This window comes from Microcystis ichthyoblabe FBCC-A1114, assembly GCF_050500245.1.
In the GTDB taxonomy this organism is placed as follows: domain Bacteria; phylum Cyanobacteriota; class Cyanobacteriia; order Cyanobacteriales; family Microcystaceae; genus Microcystis; species Microcystis ichthyoblabe_A.
This window is the reverse complement of sequence record NZ_CP191408.1, coordinates 1,292,485-1,309,841: the sequence shown is the minus strand read 5'-3', so window position 1 is coordinate 1,309,841 and position 17,357 is coordinate 1,292,485. Positions and strand designations below refer to the sequence as shown.

Annotated in this window: 17 protein-coding genes and 2 pseudogenes; 4 read left to right on the top strand and 15 right to left on the bottom strand. The window is 45.2% G+C overall.

Going from position 1 to position 17,357, the window contains the following annotated elements:
- The first annotated feature begins 138 nt into the window (after positions 1-138).
- Positions 139-1,548 (top strand): annotated as a pseudogene (locus ACQY1Y_RS06420) (IS4-like element ISMae7 family transposase).
- A 514-nt stretch (positions 1,549-2,062) separates the two neighbouring features.
- Here ACQY1Y_RS06420 and ACQY1Y_RS06415 read toward each other — a convergent pair.
- From ACQY1Y_RS06415 to efp, 5 genes are all read right to left on the bottom strand, one after another.
- Entirely contained in the window at positions 2,063-2,662 is a 600-nt protein-coding gene (locus ACQY1Y_RS06415) for an ATP-dependent Clp protease proteolytic subunit (RefSeq protein ID WP_002734165.1), read from the bottom strand.
- Positions 2,663-2,697: 35 nt separating this feature from the next.
- Positions 2,698-3,384 carry an ATP-dependent Clp protease proteolytic subunit gene (locus ACQY1Y_RS06410; RefSeq protein ID WP_002733425.1) on the bottom strand — a complete coding sequence of 229 codons (687 nt, stop codon included), beginning with the start codon at positions 3,382-3,384 and terminating at the stop codon, positions 2,698-2,700.
- A gap of 139 nt (positions 3,385-3,523) precedes the next feature.
- Complete coding sequence (locus tag ACQY1Y_RS06405) at positions 3,524-4,510, bottom strand: zinc-dependent alcohol dehydrogenase family protein (protein WP_430014203.1); 987 nt, start codon at positions 4,508-4,510, stop codon at positions 3,524-3,526.
- 5 nt (positions 4,511-4,515) lie between these two features.
- The gene (accB, locus tag ACQY1Y_RS06400; RefSeq protein WP_002733878.1) at positions 4,516-5,010 is read right to left on the bottom strand and encodes an acetyl-CoA carboxylase biotin carboxyl carrier protein; all 495 of its coding nucleotides are present in this window, start codon (positions 5,008-5,010) and stop codon (positions 4,516-4,518) included.
- Positions 5,011-5,176: 166 nt separating this feature from the next.
- Positions 5,177-5,734, bottom strand: a complete 558-nt coding sequence (gene efp / locus ACQY1Y_RS06395; protein WP_002732990.1) for an elongation factor P — start codon at positions 5,732-5,734, stop codon at positions 5,177-5,179.
- Between the two features lie 176 nt (positions 5,735-5,910).
- Here efp and ACQY1Y_RS06390 point away from each other — a divergent pair, with 176 nt between their 5' ends.
- Positions 5,911-6,228, top strand: coding sequence for a DUF3067 family protein (locus tag ACQY1Y_RS06390; protein WP_430014202.1), 318 nt, complete (start codon positions 5,911-5,913; stop codon positions 6,226-6,228).
- A 65-nt stretch (positions 6,229-6,293) separates the two neighbouring features.
- Here the strand turns inward: ACQY1Y_RS06390 and ACQY1Y_RS06385 are convergent, their stop codons facing one another.
- The 10 genes and pseudogenes from ACQY1Y_RS06385 to ACQY1Y_RS06340 form a co-directional block, all read right to left on the bottom strand.
- The gene (locus ACQY1Y_RS06385; RefSeq protein WP_223210947.1) at positions 6,294-6,404 is read right to left on the bottom strand and encodes an Rpn family recombination-promoting nuclease/putative transposase; all 111 of its coding nucleotides are present in this window, start codon (positions 6,402-6,404) and stop codon (positions 6,294-6,296) included.
- 29 nt (positions 6,405-6,433) lie between these two features.
- Positions 6,434-6,637: pseudogene (locus ACQY1Y_RS06380) on the bottom strand (Rpn family recombination-promoting nuclease/putative transposase); the annotation flags it as partial.
- A 3-nt stretch (positions 6,638-6,640) separates the two neighbouring features.
- The gene (locus tag ACQY1Y_RS06375; protein WP_069474877.1) at positions 6,641-7,684 is read right to left on the bottom strand and encodes an IS630 family transposase; all 1,044 of its coding nucleotides are present in this window, start codon (positions 7,682-7,684) and stop codon (positions 6,641-6,643) included.
- A gap of 144 nt (positions 7,685-7,828) precedes the next feature.
- Entirely contained in the window at positions 7,829-8,671 is an 843-nt protein-coding gene (locus ACQY1Y_RS06370; RefSeq protein ID WP_430014201.1) for an Rpn family recombination-promoting nuclease/putative transposase, read from the bottom strand.
- 29 nt (positions 8,672-8,700) lie between these two features.
- Positions 8,701-9,519, bottom strand: coding sequence for an Rpn family recombination-promoting nuclease/putative transposase (locus ACQY1Y_RS06365; RefSeq protein ID WP_430014200.1), 819 nt, complete (start codon positions 9,517-9,519; stop codon positions 8,701-8,703).
- A gap of 28 nt (positions 9,520-9,547) precedes the next feature.
- Complete coding sequence (locus ACQY1Y_RS06360; RefSeq protein ID WP_430014199.1) at positions 9,548-12,994, bottom strand: DEAD/DEAH box helicase family protein; 3,447 nt, start codon at positions 12,992-12,994, stop codon at positions 9,548-9,550.
- Positions 12,995-13,059: 65 nt separating this feature from the next.
- Positions 13,060-13,239, bottom strand: coding sequence for a hypothetical protein (locus tag ACQY1Y_RS06355; protein WP_002746635.1), 180 nt, complete (start codon positions 13,237-13,239; stop codon positions 13,060-13,062).
- A gap of 319 nt (positions 13,240-13,558) precedes the next feature.
- Complete coding sequence (locus tag ACQY1Y_RS06350) at positions 13,559-14,752, bottom strand: restriction endonuclease subunit S (RefSeq protein ID WP_271938933.1); 1,194 nt, start codon at positions 14,750-14,752, stop codon at positions 13,559-13,561.
- A 148-nt stretch (positions 14,753-14,900) separates the two neighbouring features.
- On the bottom strand, positions 14,901-15,092 hold the full coding sequence (locus ACQY1Y_RS06345) for a hypothetical protein (protein ID WP_311131730.1): 192 nt from the start codon (positions 15,090-15,092) through the stop codon (positions 14,901-14,903).
- 3 nt (positions 15,093-15,095) lie between these two features.
- Positions 15,096-16,583 (bottom strand): type I restriction-modification system subunit M, encoded by a 1,488-nt coding sequence (locus tag ACQY1Y_RS06340; RefSeq protein WP_430014198.1) that lies wholly within the window; start codon positions 16,581-16,583, stop codon positions 15,096-15,098.
- A gap of 319 nt (positions 16,584-16,902) precedes the next feature.
- On the opposite strand from ACQY1Y_RS06340, the gene ACQY1Y_RS06335 reads away from it, so the two are divergent.
- Both ACQY1Y_RS06335 and ACQY1Y_RS06330 read left to right on the top strand, forming a co-directional pair.
- Positions 16,903-17,094: a hypothetical protein gene (locus ACQY1Y_RS06335; protein ID WP_002734734.1), complete on the top strand. Its 192-nt coding sequence runs from the start codon at positions 16,903-16,905 to the stop codon at positions 17,092-17,094.
- Positions 17,087-17,350 carry a type II toxin-antitoxin system RelE family toxin gene (locus tag ACQY1Y_RS06330; protein ID WP_002733564.1) on the top strand — a complete coding sequence of 88 codons (264 nt, stop codon included), beginning with the start codon at positions 17,087-17,089 and terminating at the stop codon, positions 17,348-17,350. Before ACQY1Y_RS06335 ends, ACQY1Y_RS06330 begins: the two co-directional genes overlap by 8 nt.
- Positions 17,351-17,357: the final 7 nt, after the last annotated feature.

The window sequence follows — 17,357 nt, the reverse complement described above, 5'->3', positions numbered from 1 at the left end:
AGTTGTCAGACACCCCCCTTATCAAGCTATCCATTAGTCGGATCTTTCTTAACAAAAAGAGAAGAAACTTAAAAAAAGGGGAAACGATTGATAGGTATAGTTTTGAAAGAAGGAATTAAGGTGGAGGTAAGCAAAAAAATGGAGAAATGGGCAGCCCAAGAATTACAATATGCAGACCTGGGGGACACCAGAAGAAAGAAAAGGTTAATCAGTATCGTAGAAAACTTGGCCAGCCAACCTAGTACAAGTGTGCCACAAGCTTCGGGAAATCTAGCCGCAGCGAGTGCCACCTACGACTTTTGGAATTCCCCCTATTTTCACCCCTCAGATATAATTGCCGCCCAAGCCAAAAGTACAGTAGAAAGAATCAAAGAACATCCAATAGTTTTGGCAGTGCAAGACACAACAAGTTTAGACTTTACGACGCAAAAAGCAAAAAAAGGAATGGGTTATCTAGATTATAAAAAATCCTTTGGTCTCAAAGTTCATACCACCTTAGGAGTGTCAGCGCAAGGAATACCTTTAGGACTGATTAATCAATATGTCTGGGCAAGAGAAGAAAAGAATTTAGGGATTGCCAAGCAAAGAAAAAAAAGAGAAACCGAAGAAAAAGAAAGTCAAAGATGGTTAGATTCTTTGTCAGAAACACAACAACAAATACCCGAAGAAATTCAAGTAGTAACAATCGGAGATTGTGAGGCAGACATATTTGATTTATTTGCCCAATCAAGAAGTCCTAACTCTCATTTATTAATTCGAGGAACTCATAACCGAAAAGTTAACTATCTCGAAGACAAGCAAAGGTTAGGGCATCCAGAGCCTAAATATTTACATCAATCCATCAGAGAAATAAAAGCCTGTGGTAGCCTAGATGTGCAAGTAAAACGCAATCCTAATCACGAGGCTAGACTAGCTAAACTAACAGTTAGATTTGCCAGTTTTGAAATACAAGTACCTAAGCATCACTCGAAAGCGAACCCTCGTCAACCGGTCAAATTACAGGTAATTTTAGCTGAAGAAGAAAATCCGCGTCCTGGAGTTAATCCTATCAGTTGACTCCTCTTAACTAGCCTAGACATTAGTAGCTTTGAATCAGCGATAACCTGTGTGCGCTGGTATAGTTATCGCTGGTTAATAGAACGCTATCATTTTGTTTTAAAAAGTGGTTGTGGATTAGAAAAACTGCAATTAGAAACGGGTCGTAGAATTGAGATGGCCTTAGCTACCTATTCAATTGTAGCTTGGAGATTACTTTGGTTAACCTATCAAGCACGCTTACACGGAGAGGAGAGTTGTGAAAGTTTTTTGGAAGAACATGAATGGCAATCTTTGTGTGCCACTATTCATAAAAAGAGTCCGCCACCTGAAAAGCCGCCCTCCTTTCGAGAAGCGGTCAGAATGATTGCTTCTCTTGGGGGGTTTTTAGGTAGAAAAGGTGACAGTGAACCAGGTGTTAAAACTATTTGGTTGGGACTGCGAAGGTTACATGATATCAGCCAGACTTGGAAACTATCTCATCAAATTAGTCCCCCCATAGAACCCCCTTGAGCCATCTTGCACACTTTTCTCTTTTTGTCAAATTTTATGTTAAGAAAGATGTGACTAATGGATAGATCAAGGGGGGCAGGGGGGATCGAACCTAAAATCCATTTTTAATTTAATTATAACCAGCTACTTAGGGTTTGCGGCAAAAAGTAGGGGCGAAGCATTCGGATAGGAAATCTACGGTTTCAGCGATAGGTTATGCCCGAATGCTTCGCCCCGAAGATGCAAGGTTTTGAACCACGATTCTCTCAAAATCTTGCACCTGTGGGAGCGAAACAGGCCACTTAAACCCTTACCTCGTCTATATTTCACATTTATTGAGCAGACCCTATTTACTCAAGATCAGAAAAAAAGAGCCTCTCTTGGCCCTTGGCTGAAAAATGTTCACAATGTCACATTATGGGCGCAAGCGTTGCGCCCCTACATTGCAGCTGCTGTGATTGGTAGGGACCCATAGCGTCGGCCCTTGATTGGGGAGTTAGAACAGGTTTCTCGCCTGTTCTAACCTCTGGCTGACTTAAGCAGGTCTTCCCTCGACCACCTTATCAATTAAACCGTAGGCGACAGCTTCCTCGGCGGAGAGGAAATAATCGCGGTCCGTGTCTTTTTCGATGCGTTCGATGGTTTGTCCGGTGCGATTAGCCATAATTTCGTTTAATTGCTGGCGAATACGCAGGATTTCCTTAGCTTCAATGTCGATATCCGTCGCTTGCCGGCGCCCGGTTCCGCCCATGGGTTGGTGAATCATAATCCGCGCGTGGGGAAGAGCGAGACGCTTACCCGGACTACCAGAAGCCAGTAAAAATGCCCCCATAGAGGCCGCTAATCCCACACAGATAGTCACCACTTCCGCTTTGATGTACTGCATGGTGTCGTAGATGGCCATACCGGCGGTAACGGAACCCCCCGGCGAGTTGATATAGAGATAGATGGGTTTAGTTGGGTCTTCCGAGTCGAGATAAAGCATTTGGGCCACAAGGGCATTGGCTAACCCGTCGGTGACTTCCTGCCCCAAAAAAAGAATGCGTTCCACCGAAAGACGGCTGTAAATGCTAATCCACTGTTCGTATTGGCTACCCGGCAGACGGTAGGGAACTTTTGGCACACCGATAGGCATAATTGGTAACAACTCCTGCTAATTTGTAATAAATCTTAACTAACTTGGGCAAGGGGTTTCGGCAGCTCCTTGCGACTTTCGAGAACGCGATCGATTAATCCGTAGTCTTTCGCCTGTTGTGGGGTGAGATAGAAGGTGCGATCCATATCTTTCGCCAGTTTTTCGGTGGTTTGACCCGTATTTTTCGAGAAAATTTCCAACATCGTCTGTTTATTGGCGATTACCTCCTTGGCACGAATCTGGATATCGGTGGCTTGTCCTTGGGCCCCGGTGCGATTTTGGTTGAGAACAATGGTAGCGTGGGGCAAGGAGGCGCGAAAACCCTTGGTTCCTGCGGAAAGAATCATCGCTGCAGTTCCCATGGCCTGCCCGATACAGATAGTATGAACGGGAGGTTTAATGTAGTTGAGGGTGTCACAGATGGCGAAAGCTTCCGTTTCGTAGCCGATCGCGTCGCCGGTGTACCAGGATGTGCCGGTAGAGTTGATGTAGAAGAAAATCGGTTTTTCGGGATCGTCAAATTGCAGGTAAAGCAGTTGCGCGATAATTAATTCCGTCACGTCCACCCCGATATTGCGCTTGACATCATCGGAGGAAAATAAGGGCAACCCCAGATAGACAATTCTCTCTTTGAGCAGGAGAGATTCTAAGTCCGGTGGTGGTGTCCGATAGGCTGCATCCCCATAATAGGCAGTTTGTACCGCTTTAATCACTGAGTTCATCGAGTTTTTCCGTCATACACAGTATCCTGCTTTTGATTTTAACGTAATCAGGTTGACCGATTGGCAAAAGTGTAGCGGTGGTTTGCCCTCTCCCTGCTTTAACAACTTCTGCTGCTCACCAGTAGTAACAAGCAGATTTCTAGTCGATAATTAGGGCAATTTTCCCCGTCACCGCACCAGTTTCTAGCAATTGATGGGCGCTGCTAGCTGCCGCTAAAGGAAAGGTTTGGGAGAGATGAATAGTTAACTTTTTCTCATCAATTAAACTCGCCCCTTGCCTGAGAATTTCTGTTTGATATTTTTGCGCTTCTGGCAGTCCCATCAAAGCCGGGGTTAACATTAATTCTAAACTAATCCGCAAATTGCGATCACGGGCTTCTTTCCAGCTGCCCGTAGGTTCCAAAATCGTCACCATATCGCCGTACACGCGCACCGCTCGGCAAGTTTGCCCAAAAGTTGCCCCTCCCACCGTATCAAAAGCGACATCTACCCCTTTCCCTGCGGTTTCTTCAAGTATCGCCGCGACAAAATCGGTTTGTTTGTATAAAATCGGGTAATCTGCCCCTAATTGCCGCACTAAACGCTCTTTATCGCTATTTCCCACCGTTGTATAAACTTTAGCCCCCCTCAGTTTCGCCAATTGAATCGCAACATGACCAACACCCCCGGCCCCGCCATGGATCAGGACGCTTTGTCCCGATTGCAGACGAGCGCGATCGTAGAGTGCTTCCCAAGCGGTGATTAAAACCAAAGGTACAGCGGCCGCCTCGGCAAAAGAAAGAGATTTCGGCTTGTGGGCTAGATAATCCGCCTCGATCAGGGCATATTCGGCATAATTTCCCGTGCCGGCCTTGCCCAGTCCGCCGCTACAAAAGTACACTTCATCCCCGGGGCGAAAATCCGGCACCGCCGCCCCAACGGCCTCGACAATTCCCGCCCCGTCACAGCCCAAAATCGCTGGCATTTGCTCGGGATAAAAAGTGCCGCGTTTACGAATTTTTGTATCAATAGGGTTGACACCAGCGGCTTTTAATGCTACTAAAACCTGATGCGGTTGACTAATTTTCGGGGTGGGGACTTGCTGAAGTTGCAGGACATCCACGGCGGTCATGAGGATAGCTTTCATTCTATCTATTCGGGATTAACCCACATTAACGTCTGGCCAAATTCCACTGGTTCACCGTTAGCGACGGCGATTTCGACGATTTGCCCAGCTACTTCCGCTTCGATTTCGTTCATCAACTTCATCGCTTCGATGATACAGACCGTTTGTCCGACACGGATCCGATCGTTTTTTTCCACGAAAGACGGTTCATCGGGAGCGGGAGCGCGATAAAAAGTGCCGACCATGGGAGAGGTAATCGCCAGCCATTTTTTATCAATAGCGGCGGCCACGGGTTCGGGGGTGGGAGTTTCTGGGGCCGGGGTGGTACCGGCGGCTACCACTGGAGGGGCGACCGGGGCTGTCACCACCGGCAAGGGAGCGGGGAGAGAACCAAGGACGGTATTAACGGTTCCTTTGCGGATATTTAGCTCCAAATCTGCACTTTTTAGGCTAAATTCACTGATATCCGTGGCTGCCAATGTTTTGATCAGTTCTCGAATTTCGTTGTAATCAATAGTCACCGCTCTGAAATCCCCCCGCAAATAAAAAGCAACAAATCCAAATTCGCACCCACCAAACCGTCGATTTTTGACATCTAGCGGCTAAGTTTTGGGAAACAGGCTAGAGAAAACTGGCTTTAGTCCTAAATCCGTCCCTAAGACCTCATTTCTGGGCTTCTGATCACAATTATTCCCGTCCCAGATAGGAACCATCCCTGGTGTCCACTTTAATCCTTTCACCGATGGAAATAAACAGGGGAACCATCACCTGCGCTCCCGTTTCTACGATCGCCGGTTTCGTGCCACCGGTGGCCGTATCTCCCTTGACTCCCGGATCTGTATCGGTGATTTCCAAGATTACCGAGGTGGGCAATTCTACCTCTAATACTTGCTCATTCCAAAAGAGAATATTGACTTCCATTCCTTCCTTCAGATACTTGGCTCGATCGCCCATTTGTGCTGGGGTGAGAGTTGCTTCCTCAAAAGTCTCCATGTCCATGAAGACAAACTGATCGCCTTCTTTGTAGGTGTGCTGCATGGTGCGCTTTTCGATCGTGGCTGAGGGCAAGGTTTCCCCGGCCCGGAACGTCCGTTCTACCACGTTGCCCGTCTGGACATTTTTTAACTTGGTTCGCACGAAGGCCGATCCCTTACCCGGTTTAACGTGCAGGAATTCCACCACCCGCCAGACAGAGCCATCGATCTGGATGGTTGTGCCACTCCGAAAGTCGTTACTCGAAATCATGAAATGCTGTTTAGGCCAAGAAAGATCAACATTCCATTTTACATACTCGCCGTACCGAAAAAAACTTTTTTATGGGAATTGGTCTGAATCGAAGCGCGGTGAACTAACCTAGGGGCAGCAGCTAAAAGTAAGTTAGAATTAATTGACTGACTGACATCTGAGAAGCGATATCAACCATGACGGGTGTGGACTTACAGCAATTATTACTAGAAAAATGGGGTCGTTCCTACGATATCCAGCTACGACGCATCAAAGATAAGGTTCATGTCCAGGTAATGTGGAAATATCTTGAACAAGCTTCTTTTCCCCTCTCCGAGTCTGAATATCTGGAACATCTCAATGTGATCGCCAATTATCTCCACGAATGGGGTGGTGTTAGTCAATTTCAAGCTTTTATCCGCGAAACCCGCGAGCGTCCCCGTCTCGGTAAAGCGGTTAGTCTGCCCCTAGATCTGGGTGAAAGGGCATCGGAATGGCTGATCAGTGATCAGTGATCAGTTATTACAATTACATTATCGAAATTTGTGGGTATTACTCGAATATACTAGCATTACTGGGATTATTGGATTTTACTAACATTGAGAATACTTAAACCAGGGAGTTGAATTAATTCAAAGAAGATAGAGGGGAATGATTGAAAGAGTTGATAAAAAATCGTGTCAGTTTTCATGCTTTTATTCTAAAAGGCGATCGCTTTTTTTATGTCCCTTTTTGTATAGCTCTAACCTGTTCAACCTCTAACCCTAAGGCGGATGCGACTTGCTCAACGCTTAACCCTAAGGCTAACAAACGAGGGACTGCCTCTAATGCTTTGTTTAGTCTGCCTTCCTGACGCGCTTCCTCGCGCACATCTTGAAAATACTGAGTTTGTTTTAATTCATCTAAACTAAACATAGTTTCTATACTTTAGACGTTCATAATCTGAGATTTATTAAACTTCTGAAATCGTAGAGTCAGCAAGGAATCCAGTTCTTTTTTATGTTTCAGATGGGCATCATTCAGACATTCATAAATGGCTGAAGAAAAGTCAGAAAAGTTTTCATAATATTTACCATGTAAACATTTCTTTTTGACAAATTTCCACAGCCTTTCAATTAAATTTAGATTAGGCGAATAAGACGGCAGATAGAGTAGCTCTATTGACAAAGAAAGAGCCAATTCTTCAACAATTTTACATTTCTGATAGCGGGCATTATCTAAGACTAGAGTGATGGGAATCATTAGTCCTAAAGCAGCTATTTTTTCAAGAAGTTCACAGACTTGAGTTGCCGTAATATAAGTGTCATTAGTAACTAGAATAACTTCATGAGTTATTGCATTTAATGCTCCTAAAACATTGAAGCGTTTACGCCCGCTCGGTGACTTAACAAAAAGTCTCTCAAAACACCAAACAAAACCGAGAAATGCTCCCATGACGAAGTGAGCGGCATCAACAAAAAAAACAGCCCTTTTTCCTTCTTTAGCCTCATTTAGTCTGGGTTCTAGCTTTTTTTCTTTGTAGTCTTCTTGTTCATCTGGGTCAGCTTTAGAAGGAAGAGAACCTATTTTTAAACATTTCATTCCCAAGGATTTTAAGAATTTCCTCACTTGGGTAGGACTTCGTTTTATCCCTGTCAATTCTTCTATTCTATATACAGCTTCATTTATTGTGGCTGGTGGATTTTTCTCGAAATATTTTTTGAGTGTTTCTCTTTGAGACTCTAATTCACTTTTAGGGCGATAGAAGTTGATTTCTTTTAATTTTTCTATTCCGCCCTCTTGATAATCTCGAAGATAGGTTAATAAGGTATTTGGCGAGATTCCTGCTAACTGACAAATTTTTTTGTGCGGTATCTTTTGGCTTTTTAACCAGAGAACTTCCATCTTCAGTTGAACCCGGGGATGAGGATGATGAAATCTTTCATAATACAGTGAGTTCTTTTCTTCTTCCGTGAATTCTAGGTTAATCATGTTTTTAATGAGTGCTTTGCTTCTAATTATGACTCTTGAACTATATTATTGTCTTTGAGTAAAAAATGCAAGTTATAACCGTGCAAAGTATATCTCCCGACGATAGGATTAACAGGACTTCCTAGACATAAGGACAGAAGGAGATTATCTCCCTTTTTGTATAGCTCTAACCTGTTCAACCTCTAATTCTAAGGCGGATGCGACTTGCTCAACGCTTAACCCTAAAGCTAACAAACGAGGAACAGCCTCTAGTGCTTTGTTTAGTCTGCCTTGCTCAATGCCTTCCTGACGACCTTCCTGACGACCTTCCTGACGACCTTCCTGACGCGCTTCCTCGCGCACATCTTGAAAATACTGAGTTTGTTTTAATTCATCTAAACTAAACATAGTTTCTATCTCCCGACGATTGAGAAGTGGTAACTTATAAACGAGAATCGTCTCTATTAATTGTAAGAGTTCTTGGGGTTTTTGGTCGGGGGTTAATTCTTCTCTCACTCTTTGGATTAATTTTCGGGTGCTATCAATCGCTTTTGCTTTAGATAGGGTGATTAATTGGACTGTGGCTAAACCAATCGAAGTTTGAGGAATGTTTTCTAATTCATTCAGATAAATCCGTCTCACTCGCTCGCAGTTGAGGAGTTCCCGATAGCGTTGAACTTTATCGGTTTCTACTTGAGGGTTAGGATAGACAATCACACCCCGCCAATCATTGGTTAAGTCAGTTTTACTGAGATATAAGAATATTTCAGTGAAAAAGCGCTGATAAAAAGCCTCATCTTCTTGAAATTGTACCTCACAGAAGTAGATAGGAGTCTGGGGGTGATTATTTTGAGGCAGAAAGACTCCATCGAGACGAAAGGAAAGTTGTTTGACTTCCACTGAGTCAAAGCGGTAGTTATTGGCTTCGGTGATGGGGAGTTGAATTAATTCAAAGAAGATAGAGGGGAATGATTGAAAGAGTTGATAAAAAATCGTGTCAGTTTTCATGCTCTTATTTTACAAGGCGATCGCATTTTTTATGTCCCGTTTTGTATAGCTCTAACCTGTTTAACCTCTAACTCTAACGCGGATGCGACTTGCTCAACACTTAACCCTAGGGCTAACAAACGAGGGACCGCCTCTAATGCTTTGTTTAGTCTGCCTTCCTGACGACCTTCCTGACGACCTTCCTGACGCGCTTCCTCGCGCACATCTTGAAAATACTGAGTTTGTTTTAATTCATCTAAACTAAACATAGTTTCTATCTCCCGACGATTGAGAAGTGGTAACTTATAAACGAGAATCGTCTCTATTAATTGTAAGAGTTCTTGGGGTTTTTGGTCGGGGGTTAATTCTTCTCTCACTCTTTGGATTAATTTTCGGGTGCTATCAATCGCTTTTGCTTTAGATAGGGTGATTAATTGGACTGTGGCTAAACCAATCGAAGTTTGAGGAATGTTTTCTAATTCATTCAGATAAATCCGTCTCACTCGCTCGCAGTTGAGGAGTTCCCGATAGCGTTGAACTTTATCGGTTTCTACTTGAGGGTTAGGATAGACAATCACACCCCGCCAATCATTGGTTAAGTCAGTTTTACTGAGATATAAGAATATTTCAGTGAAAAAGCGCTGATAAAAAGCCTCATCTTCTTGAAATTGTACCTCACAGAAGTAGATAGGAGTCTGGGGGTGATTATTTTGAGGCAGAAAGACTCCATCGAGACGAAAGGAAAGTTGTTTGACTTCCACTGAGTCAAAGCGGTAGTTATTGGCTTCGGTGATGGGGAGTTGAATTAATTCAAAGAAGATAGAGGGGAATGATTGAAAGAGTTGATAAAAAATCGTGTCAGTTTTCATGCTTTTATTTCTTCATCCGCGCTTGTTCTTAAACCGCATCAACGGACTCATTAAATGATCGCAAAATCGAGACGATCCGATCAGCTTCCTGATCATTAAACATCCCATCTAGACCTTCGGGATGGTTATCAGTAAAAGGAGGCTCGTAGAGCGCCCCCGGATTGATAACTCCGTTTTTAGCGAGCATATCGATGATATTTTCGATAAAACGGATTTGATTGGCCGAGAAGTTTGTCCCCTGCAAATAACGGGCAAAAGCTTGTTTAGCCGCTTGGCGTGCCGCTACGCGGATCCCTGCGGGATCAAGTCCGACGATTTCCAGGATCAGGAGCTTGAGGCTTTTTGTCTGGCCAAAGACCTCCTCAAAACGCTGACGGCTCTCAATTTCTGCGGCCGAAAATAGCATCTCCTCTAGGGCAGATAAATCCGTCTCCGTTAGGGGGATATTGCGCCGCAACTTAGCGATCGCAAGGTGATCCTGATCCTCACGGATATAGGCCTCCACTTTCCGGCGATACTGTTCGCGACTAAAACCGGTCTGATGGGTGGGAATATCGACAATCTGCACCTCCCCCATCTCATCGACAAAATCGGTGATCACGATCTGCTGCTTTTGGCGATCAATAAACTTGACCAGATCCCGGACACGCACCCGAATCCCCTCCACCATTGACGGCGTTGCTCTGATCCACCAGCTTTCGTCCTGCACCTCGCGAATAAAGTCTAATTGCCCCTTAATCATCGGGATATCGGGCTTAGTCTCCAGTTGACCGAGAATATCCCGCACTTTGTCCCGCAATCGCTCATAACTACGGTCGGCCTTGAGAATGGCTAATTGCAGTTTCACACAGAGAAGGTCGAATTCCTTGGACAGGGGATCCTCATTGGGCAGACTATTGGGTAAACCGGCCAAGGAGTCGGCAATGGTGGCCGCGTCCTCCTGACTCAGGTTGTTCCAACGCTGGCGCTGACTAAAGGTCTCCACCTGCGGCAAGCGACGACGCACGAGGAAATTATCCCGGGGCATGGTGGCGATATGTTGATGGAGTGCATCGAGCAAACTCGTGTATAGGTCGCCGGATCGATCGACTTTGTAAGTAGAGGACTGCTCTCTTGCCCTAGGTGTCGCGCTTGGCTTGGAGGGAGCGAGACGGGTTGCCAACTCGAGGCGATGTTTAACTAGGCGACTGGTGAGGCTTTCGCGTATTTTCTGGCTTGTTTCATCGATATCCTGCTCGAAATACTCGAAATTCCCGCAGAGGTCGAAGACCAGAAACTCGGTTTTATGGTTGCCAGGCCCAAACAAATCCTGACAGAGACGGGTCCCGCGCCCGATCATCTGATTGAACTTCACCCGGGAGAATACGGGCTTAAAAAAGACCAAATTGACCACTTCCGGCACATCTACGCCGGTATCGAGCATATCCACCGAGACGGCCAAAATCGGTTCTTTGTTGGCTTCGCTGAAGTCATCGAGCAGACTCTGGGCGTAATTGTCGTGACTGTCAATAATTTTGGCGAAATGACCTTTGTAGTGAGGATAGTTACTGTTAAAGCGATCGCAGATACATTGGGCGTGTCGGTGATTACGCGCAAAAATAATCGTTTTACCCAATCGATCGCCACTGTTGACCTTTAGCCCCCGTTGCATCAATAATTCTAATGCTTGATCCACGGTGTCGATATTGAACAACCAGTCATTAAAGGCAGCTGCGTTAATTGCCTGCGGTAGTTCGCCGCTTTCCTCGTCCCGGAACTTCTCCTCGTAGTCTAGCCGCTCCTCCGGGGTTAGATCGCTGTATTTAACCCCGGTACGCAGAAACTTAAACGGCACAGTAACGCCCTTGGGGGGGACAAGGTAGCCATCCCTAACGGCATCATTTAACTCGTAGGCGAAGGTAGGCACGCCCTGGGGTAGCTGGAAAATGCGGTAGGTGTCCCGGTCTATTTCCGAGCGCGGCGTGGCAGTTAGCCCCACCAGCAGGGCATCAAAATAATCGAATATTTCGCCGTATTTCTGATAAATGGAGCGATGGGCTTCATCGACGATCACTAGGTCAAAATAACCCACCCCAAAGATTCGCCCCTCTGCATCCATGCGATCGATGGCGTTGAGCATGGTTTGATAGGTGGAGAAGAGGACGTTAGCCCCCGTCACGTCCTTGCTGCGGGTCAGATGCAGGACGGTAACGCTGGGTAGATGACGCTGAAAGGCTCGATAGGCTTGCTTTAATAGGGCATTGCGATCGGCCAGAAACAGGACTCGGTTTACCCAATTGGCGCTCTTGAGCAGTTCCACCAATGCGATCGCAGTTCGGGTTTTACCGGTTCCGGTGGCCATAACCAACAGGGACTTACGGGCGCACTTTTCTTCAAAAGTTTCGGTAATGCGGCGGATGGCTTCTTTCTGGTAGGGACGGCCGACGATATCCTCGTTAATGGCGGTGTTGCTGAGGCGTTTACGGTGGTAACGGCGGAAAATTAGCCGTTCTAGCTCGGTTTTTCGCAGGAAACCGAGGACGGGACGGGGGGGATAGGCGAGATCATCCCAGAGATAGGTTTCATAGCCGTTGCTGTAGAAAATAACGGGGCGTTGGTTGTAGTTTTTTTCTAAGCAGTCGGCGTAGAGTTTGGCCTGATCTTGTCCGCTGTCGGGGCTTTTGCTGCTGCGTTTTGCCTCCACGAGGGCGAGGGGTTTGCCGTCATCACCCCAGAGTACATAATCGACGAAACCGCGCCCAGTATCTCCGGGCTTTTGGATGGGCATCCCCCACACCTCGAACTCTGTGGCGTTGGGGGCTTTGGTATCCCAGCCGGCCTCTTGGAGTAGTACATCGATCAGGTAGCGGCGGGTGTCGGCTTCGTTGTAGTCGTGCTGGTCAGCGATCGCTCGATTTTGGGCGAGGAGGGCATCCCGTTCGGCCCTAGCGGCCGCGAGTTCGGCCTCGGTTTGGCGCTGTTTTGCTTCGGCCAATTGGCGCAGGGCATCGCTTTGGGACAGGCGTTTTTCCAGGTCTTGCAGTTGTTTGGGAGCGGGGGGTGCGGCCGGGGGTATCTTCTGGCGATCAAAGCTAATATCGCCCAATTTTCGCCCATTCTGCCCATAGTAGCGCACCAGCCAGTAGGTGAGATGAAATAGTTCCTCGATCAGGTGCAGGGAGTCCCGTTCACTGATGGGGCTGCCATGGTGGGCGGCGTTGTTGCCGACTTTGTGGATGGTGCGAATTTTGCCGAAAAGTCCTGGTTTAAGGTTATCTTTAAAGGTTTGCTCGTGGATAAGAGCGCCTAGGCTATTGTCCCGGGGCGGTTGCAGGTAGGGGTCGTTTTCATAGAGCCAGCAGACCATTTGTTCTAGGACAAAACGGGTATAGAAGCAACTGGCCCGGGGGTTACTGAAGACTAATCCCTCCGCTTGGCTGGCATGATCGTAGATTGTCGGGAATTGATCTCGCAGGAAGGAGAAGTTTGAATCCATATTGCGCTCCCCAGTCTATAACTTTATTATTCCCAAAGTTTTGGCTATCTCTATATTTTACCTGATTATTGTTTAACAATTGTATAAATTCTTTGAAGTCTTGGTTCAGCATTATATTTATATTGGTGGTATTGTTGGCGAATTTGTTCTAACGCTTCTAATCGTTTTTGATAGGATTGTTTTTGCCAATAGTTAAAGTCATTATTTTGCTTTTTGATGTTAACTTTGTTAATTACTTTTTCCATTATTTTACTCCAAATGTTGCCAATTTAAAAACAGCAAGTTCGGTTATTGGCTCTCCTAGGTTTGGTGGGTAAAATGTATTCTAAGATACATTTCTCCTAGCGAGGGGGTGGAACGAACCACAAAGACACAAAGGACACAAAGATCGATCAATCCTATATAATTTAAACTTATCACACAAAGTCGAGAAGAGCCGGTTATTTTATCTAGGGTTTTCCCTAGTGACAGTGTGAGATGATAGGAATCTTGGTTAATTGTCCAACGGTCTTTTTTAATGGCATTTCCCACAAGATTATGGCAGTAATCCGCCGGCTGCCATGGCTACAGTTCCCCCCTAAATGCTCTTTGTAAAAGGGAATTAAAGAGATTTTCGGATTCTTTATTTTCTAATTTCGTTCGATTTGTTGCAATTTTTCGCAAAAAAATCTCAAATTTATCTTGCAGTTCCTTTGGAGGAAGATAAAATTCTATTTTCTTTATTTCACTTTGTCCAATGGTGGACATCGTTACTGTATTTGCTTTAGCAATAATCTGTTTCCTGAGTCCAGGAAAACGCAAAAGGTAGTTCAGAAAGATGCTATTAACTTTTCTTTGGTTCAGGCTGACTCGAATAATGTGACACTCAAAAAGTGCTGAAAAATCCATGCCATCGAAAACATTGTTAAAGCCAATACCCTCACGATTTAAAGAAGATCGACAAAAAAGAATATCACCTTTTGTTAATCCAAACTTTTTCACTTCTTCATCTGTTGGCGTTAAAGTCCTACTTTCAGAACAATCGATAGTGTAACCACTAAAGAGTTCCTTTACCCAAACAACGGGTGTGTCCCCACCATATTCGTGATTTTTCTTAAAAATGCCATTATTTAGTTGGCCGACAACAAGACTACCTAGTTTAACAATCTCCCACCCTTTCGGATTAGTAACAGGATCACCGAACATCTCTAGAAAAGTTGATCGCAATAACTCCTCAGTCAACCGAATTGCCTCTTTGCGCTTGCGTCGCACCCCATCCGCTTTATCCAAAATTGCCGCAATTCTTCGCTGTTCTTCGAGGGGTGGGAGGGGGATTTCTAGTTTCTCGACAATAGATTTGGATATATTCTGTTGCGTTACTCCTCGTCCTTGAAACTCCAAAGTAGCCTTTATGCTAGTTAACCATAGCCTTAAGTAGTTAATATCTAAATGTTCTTTGTCTTTAATTTGTATTCCTAAAATTGCTTGATTACATGATATATCACGCCCTGCAATTGCTAATTTTCCAATAGAGCCATACATTGCCAGTAAAATACTCCCTTTTGGGAAAATTCGATTATTGATAGCCTGTAATCCTTCAACTGTTATGTATTCTTCAGTATCTACAACAATTCCATTTTCAGTATCTAAATCTGCGATTTTTGCCCAAGGTATATTACCGCCATAATATTTATTGTTGCTACGGCGAGGAGTTCCCCCACTATGCAAGATACAAATCTTACCCAGAGGTAATATCGGAAATACAGTAGATTTCTTCATCCCAACATCTCCTTTAATGCGTGTAAAACCTGATCAATCTTATTTTCAAACATAAATCAAACATCCTTTCGGTTGACTAAAGCGGTGGGTTACGACGGATTGTTAGATTGACTTTAACGCCTAGATTGTTGCCGTCTAACCCACCCTACTATAAACTCTTCTCCCCCCTTTTTAAGGGGGGTTGGGGGGGATCGGATGGCAGTGTGGCAAGCAAATCTAAGCGCGCTGCTTCCGGTGTCCCCGGAGGTACTTCCAGAAGCGACTCAATCTCCAGTAAAGCGGCCTCATACTCGGATTCGGTTTTGAGAGGATGTAGGTCTAATGGCTGTAGATTTTTCATCTCCTAATCTCCTAACATCTCCTCTAATGCGTCCAAATCCTGACGAATATCAGCCTCTAAATCTCTTAACTTCTGTAAAATCACCTTCGGCGGCTCATAGCTCACTTCCTCGTACTCTATCTCCTTATAGCGGTTAATTGATAGATCATAAGCATTGGCCTGAATCTCCTCGCGAGGCACAAAAAACGCCTTTGCTTGGCGATTGGTATCCTTAGCGGAGTCGCGTTGCTGCCAACAGCGCAGCAAGTCCGGGATATCATTATCGGCAATCGGTTGGCGCTTATCATCGAGAGAGAAACCATCCGCCACCATGTCATAAAACCAAACGAAGTCAGTCCCCTTTTCCCTTACCCCCAGCTTCGTAAAAATCAGGATTGCGGTAGATACCCCCGCGTAAGGTTTAAACACCCCCGACGGCATCGATATCACCCCCTCTAGCTTATGTTCTTCTACCAAGATGGTGCGGATGTCCTTATGGGCCTTGGACGAGCCAAATAGCACCCCATCCGGCACAATTACCGCACCTTTTCCCCCCGTCTTCAGCAAGCGCAAAAACAGGGCCATGAATAATAACTCGGTTTTAGTGGTGTCGATGATTTTCGATAAATCCTTGGCAATAGTGGACTTCTCCAGCGAACCCTTAAACGGTGGATTAGCCAGAATCATGGTAAAACTATCCTCTACCCCGGCGTGATCCTCCGATAGGGAATCCCGGGCCTCGATAATCGGCTGCTCGATACCATGTAACATCAGGTTCATGCTGCCGATGCGTAACATCGTCCCATCGAAATCAAAACCGTGGAACATTTGGTTATTGAAATGCTCTAGGTTGCCGCGTTCATGGAGCAAACGTCCCCCCTCACTGTCCTTTAACTCCCGCACATACTCGGCAGCCGCCACTAAAAAGCCTCCTGTGCCACAGGCCGGATCACAGATAACCTCCCGGGGTCCCGGTGCTAATAACTCCACCATCATTTTGATAATATGGCGCGGTGTGCGAAACTGTCCGTTAGTCCCGGCTGTACTCAGTTTCGAGAGCATATACTCGTAAAGGTCTCCCTTGGTGTCCCGATCCTCCATGGGGATTTTTTCAATTTGCTCGATTACCGTGGCCAGCAGGGCCGGGGAGGCGATGAGAAACACCGCGTCCTTCATGTGTTTAGCGTAGGTGCTACCCTTAGAAAACTGTCCCAGATCTTTGATAAAGGGAAACGCTTCATCCCGGACAATCTGGAGCATTGTCTCGGCATCATCGAGATTTTTGAAGTGGGACCAACGGATATGCTGTTGGCTGAGGGTAAAGGTGGGATTTTCGAGGTTTTCGCCTAATCGTTGGGATTTACGCTCCTTAGCTAGTTCTAGGTCATCTAGGCGCTTGATGAAGAGTAAATAGGAAATCTGCTCGATTACCGAAAGCGGGTTACTAATGCCGTTATTCCAGAAGGTTGTCCAAAGTTTATCTATTTTTGATTTTAATTCGCCGGTGATCATCGCTGTTTACTCGTTCACTGCTTTTAATATTGCAGTAATATTGTACTGAAAATCGGGGGATCTCTTAGGTTTTCTGGGTAAAATATATTCTAAGTAGCTGGTTATAATTGAATTAAAGATGGATTTTAGGTTCGATCCCCCCTGCCCCCCTTGATAAGGGGAGTGCCGATCCCCCCTTAGTCCCCCCTTGATAAGGGGGGCATCTGATAATTTTTAACGCCTACCTACTTAAAACTGGCGAGGAGGTGGAACAAACCACAAAGACACAAAGGACACAAAGATTGATCGCTCCTATATAAGTTCAAGTTATCAAACAATTATGAAAGGAATTAACTTTGTGATTAATGAAAAAGGGGAAAAGAAAGCTGTTCTCATTGACTTAGAAGAATGGGGAGAGCTTTGGGAAGACTTTTCTGATATTTTAGTCTCTCGTAGTCGAGAAAATGAATCAGAAATTTCTTGGGATGAATTAAAACAAGAATTAGAAACAGAAAATACATTCGATGAGTAATTATCAAATTCGATTGAAAACCTCTGCGGCTAAAGAATTTAAAAAATTACCTTCTTCGATTAGGCAACGGGTGAGTGACAGTCTTGAGAAATTACAGCAAGATCCCCGTCCCTCTGGTGTTGTAAAACTAAAAGGAGAAGATAAAATGTATCGGCTTCGTGTTGGTGATTACCGCATTGTTTACACAATAGAGGATAATGATAAAATAATAAAGGTTACTAGAATCGGACACCGACAAGATGTTTATCAAGAATAAAAAATTA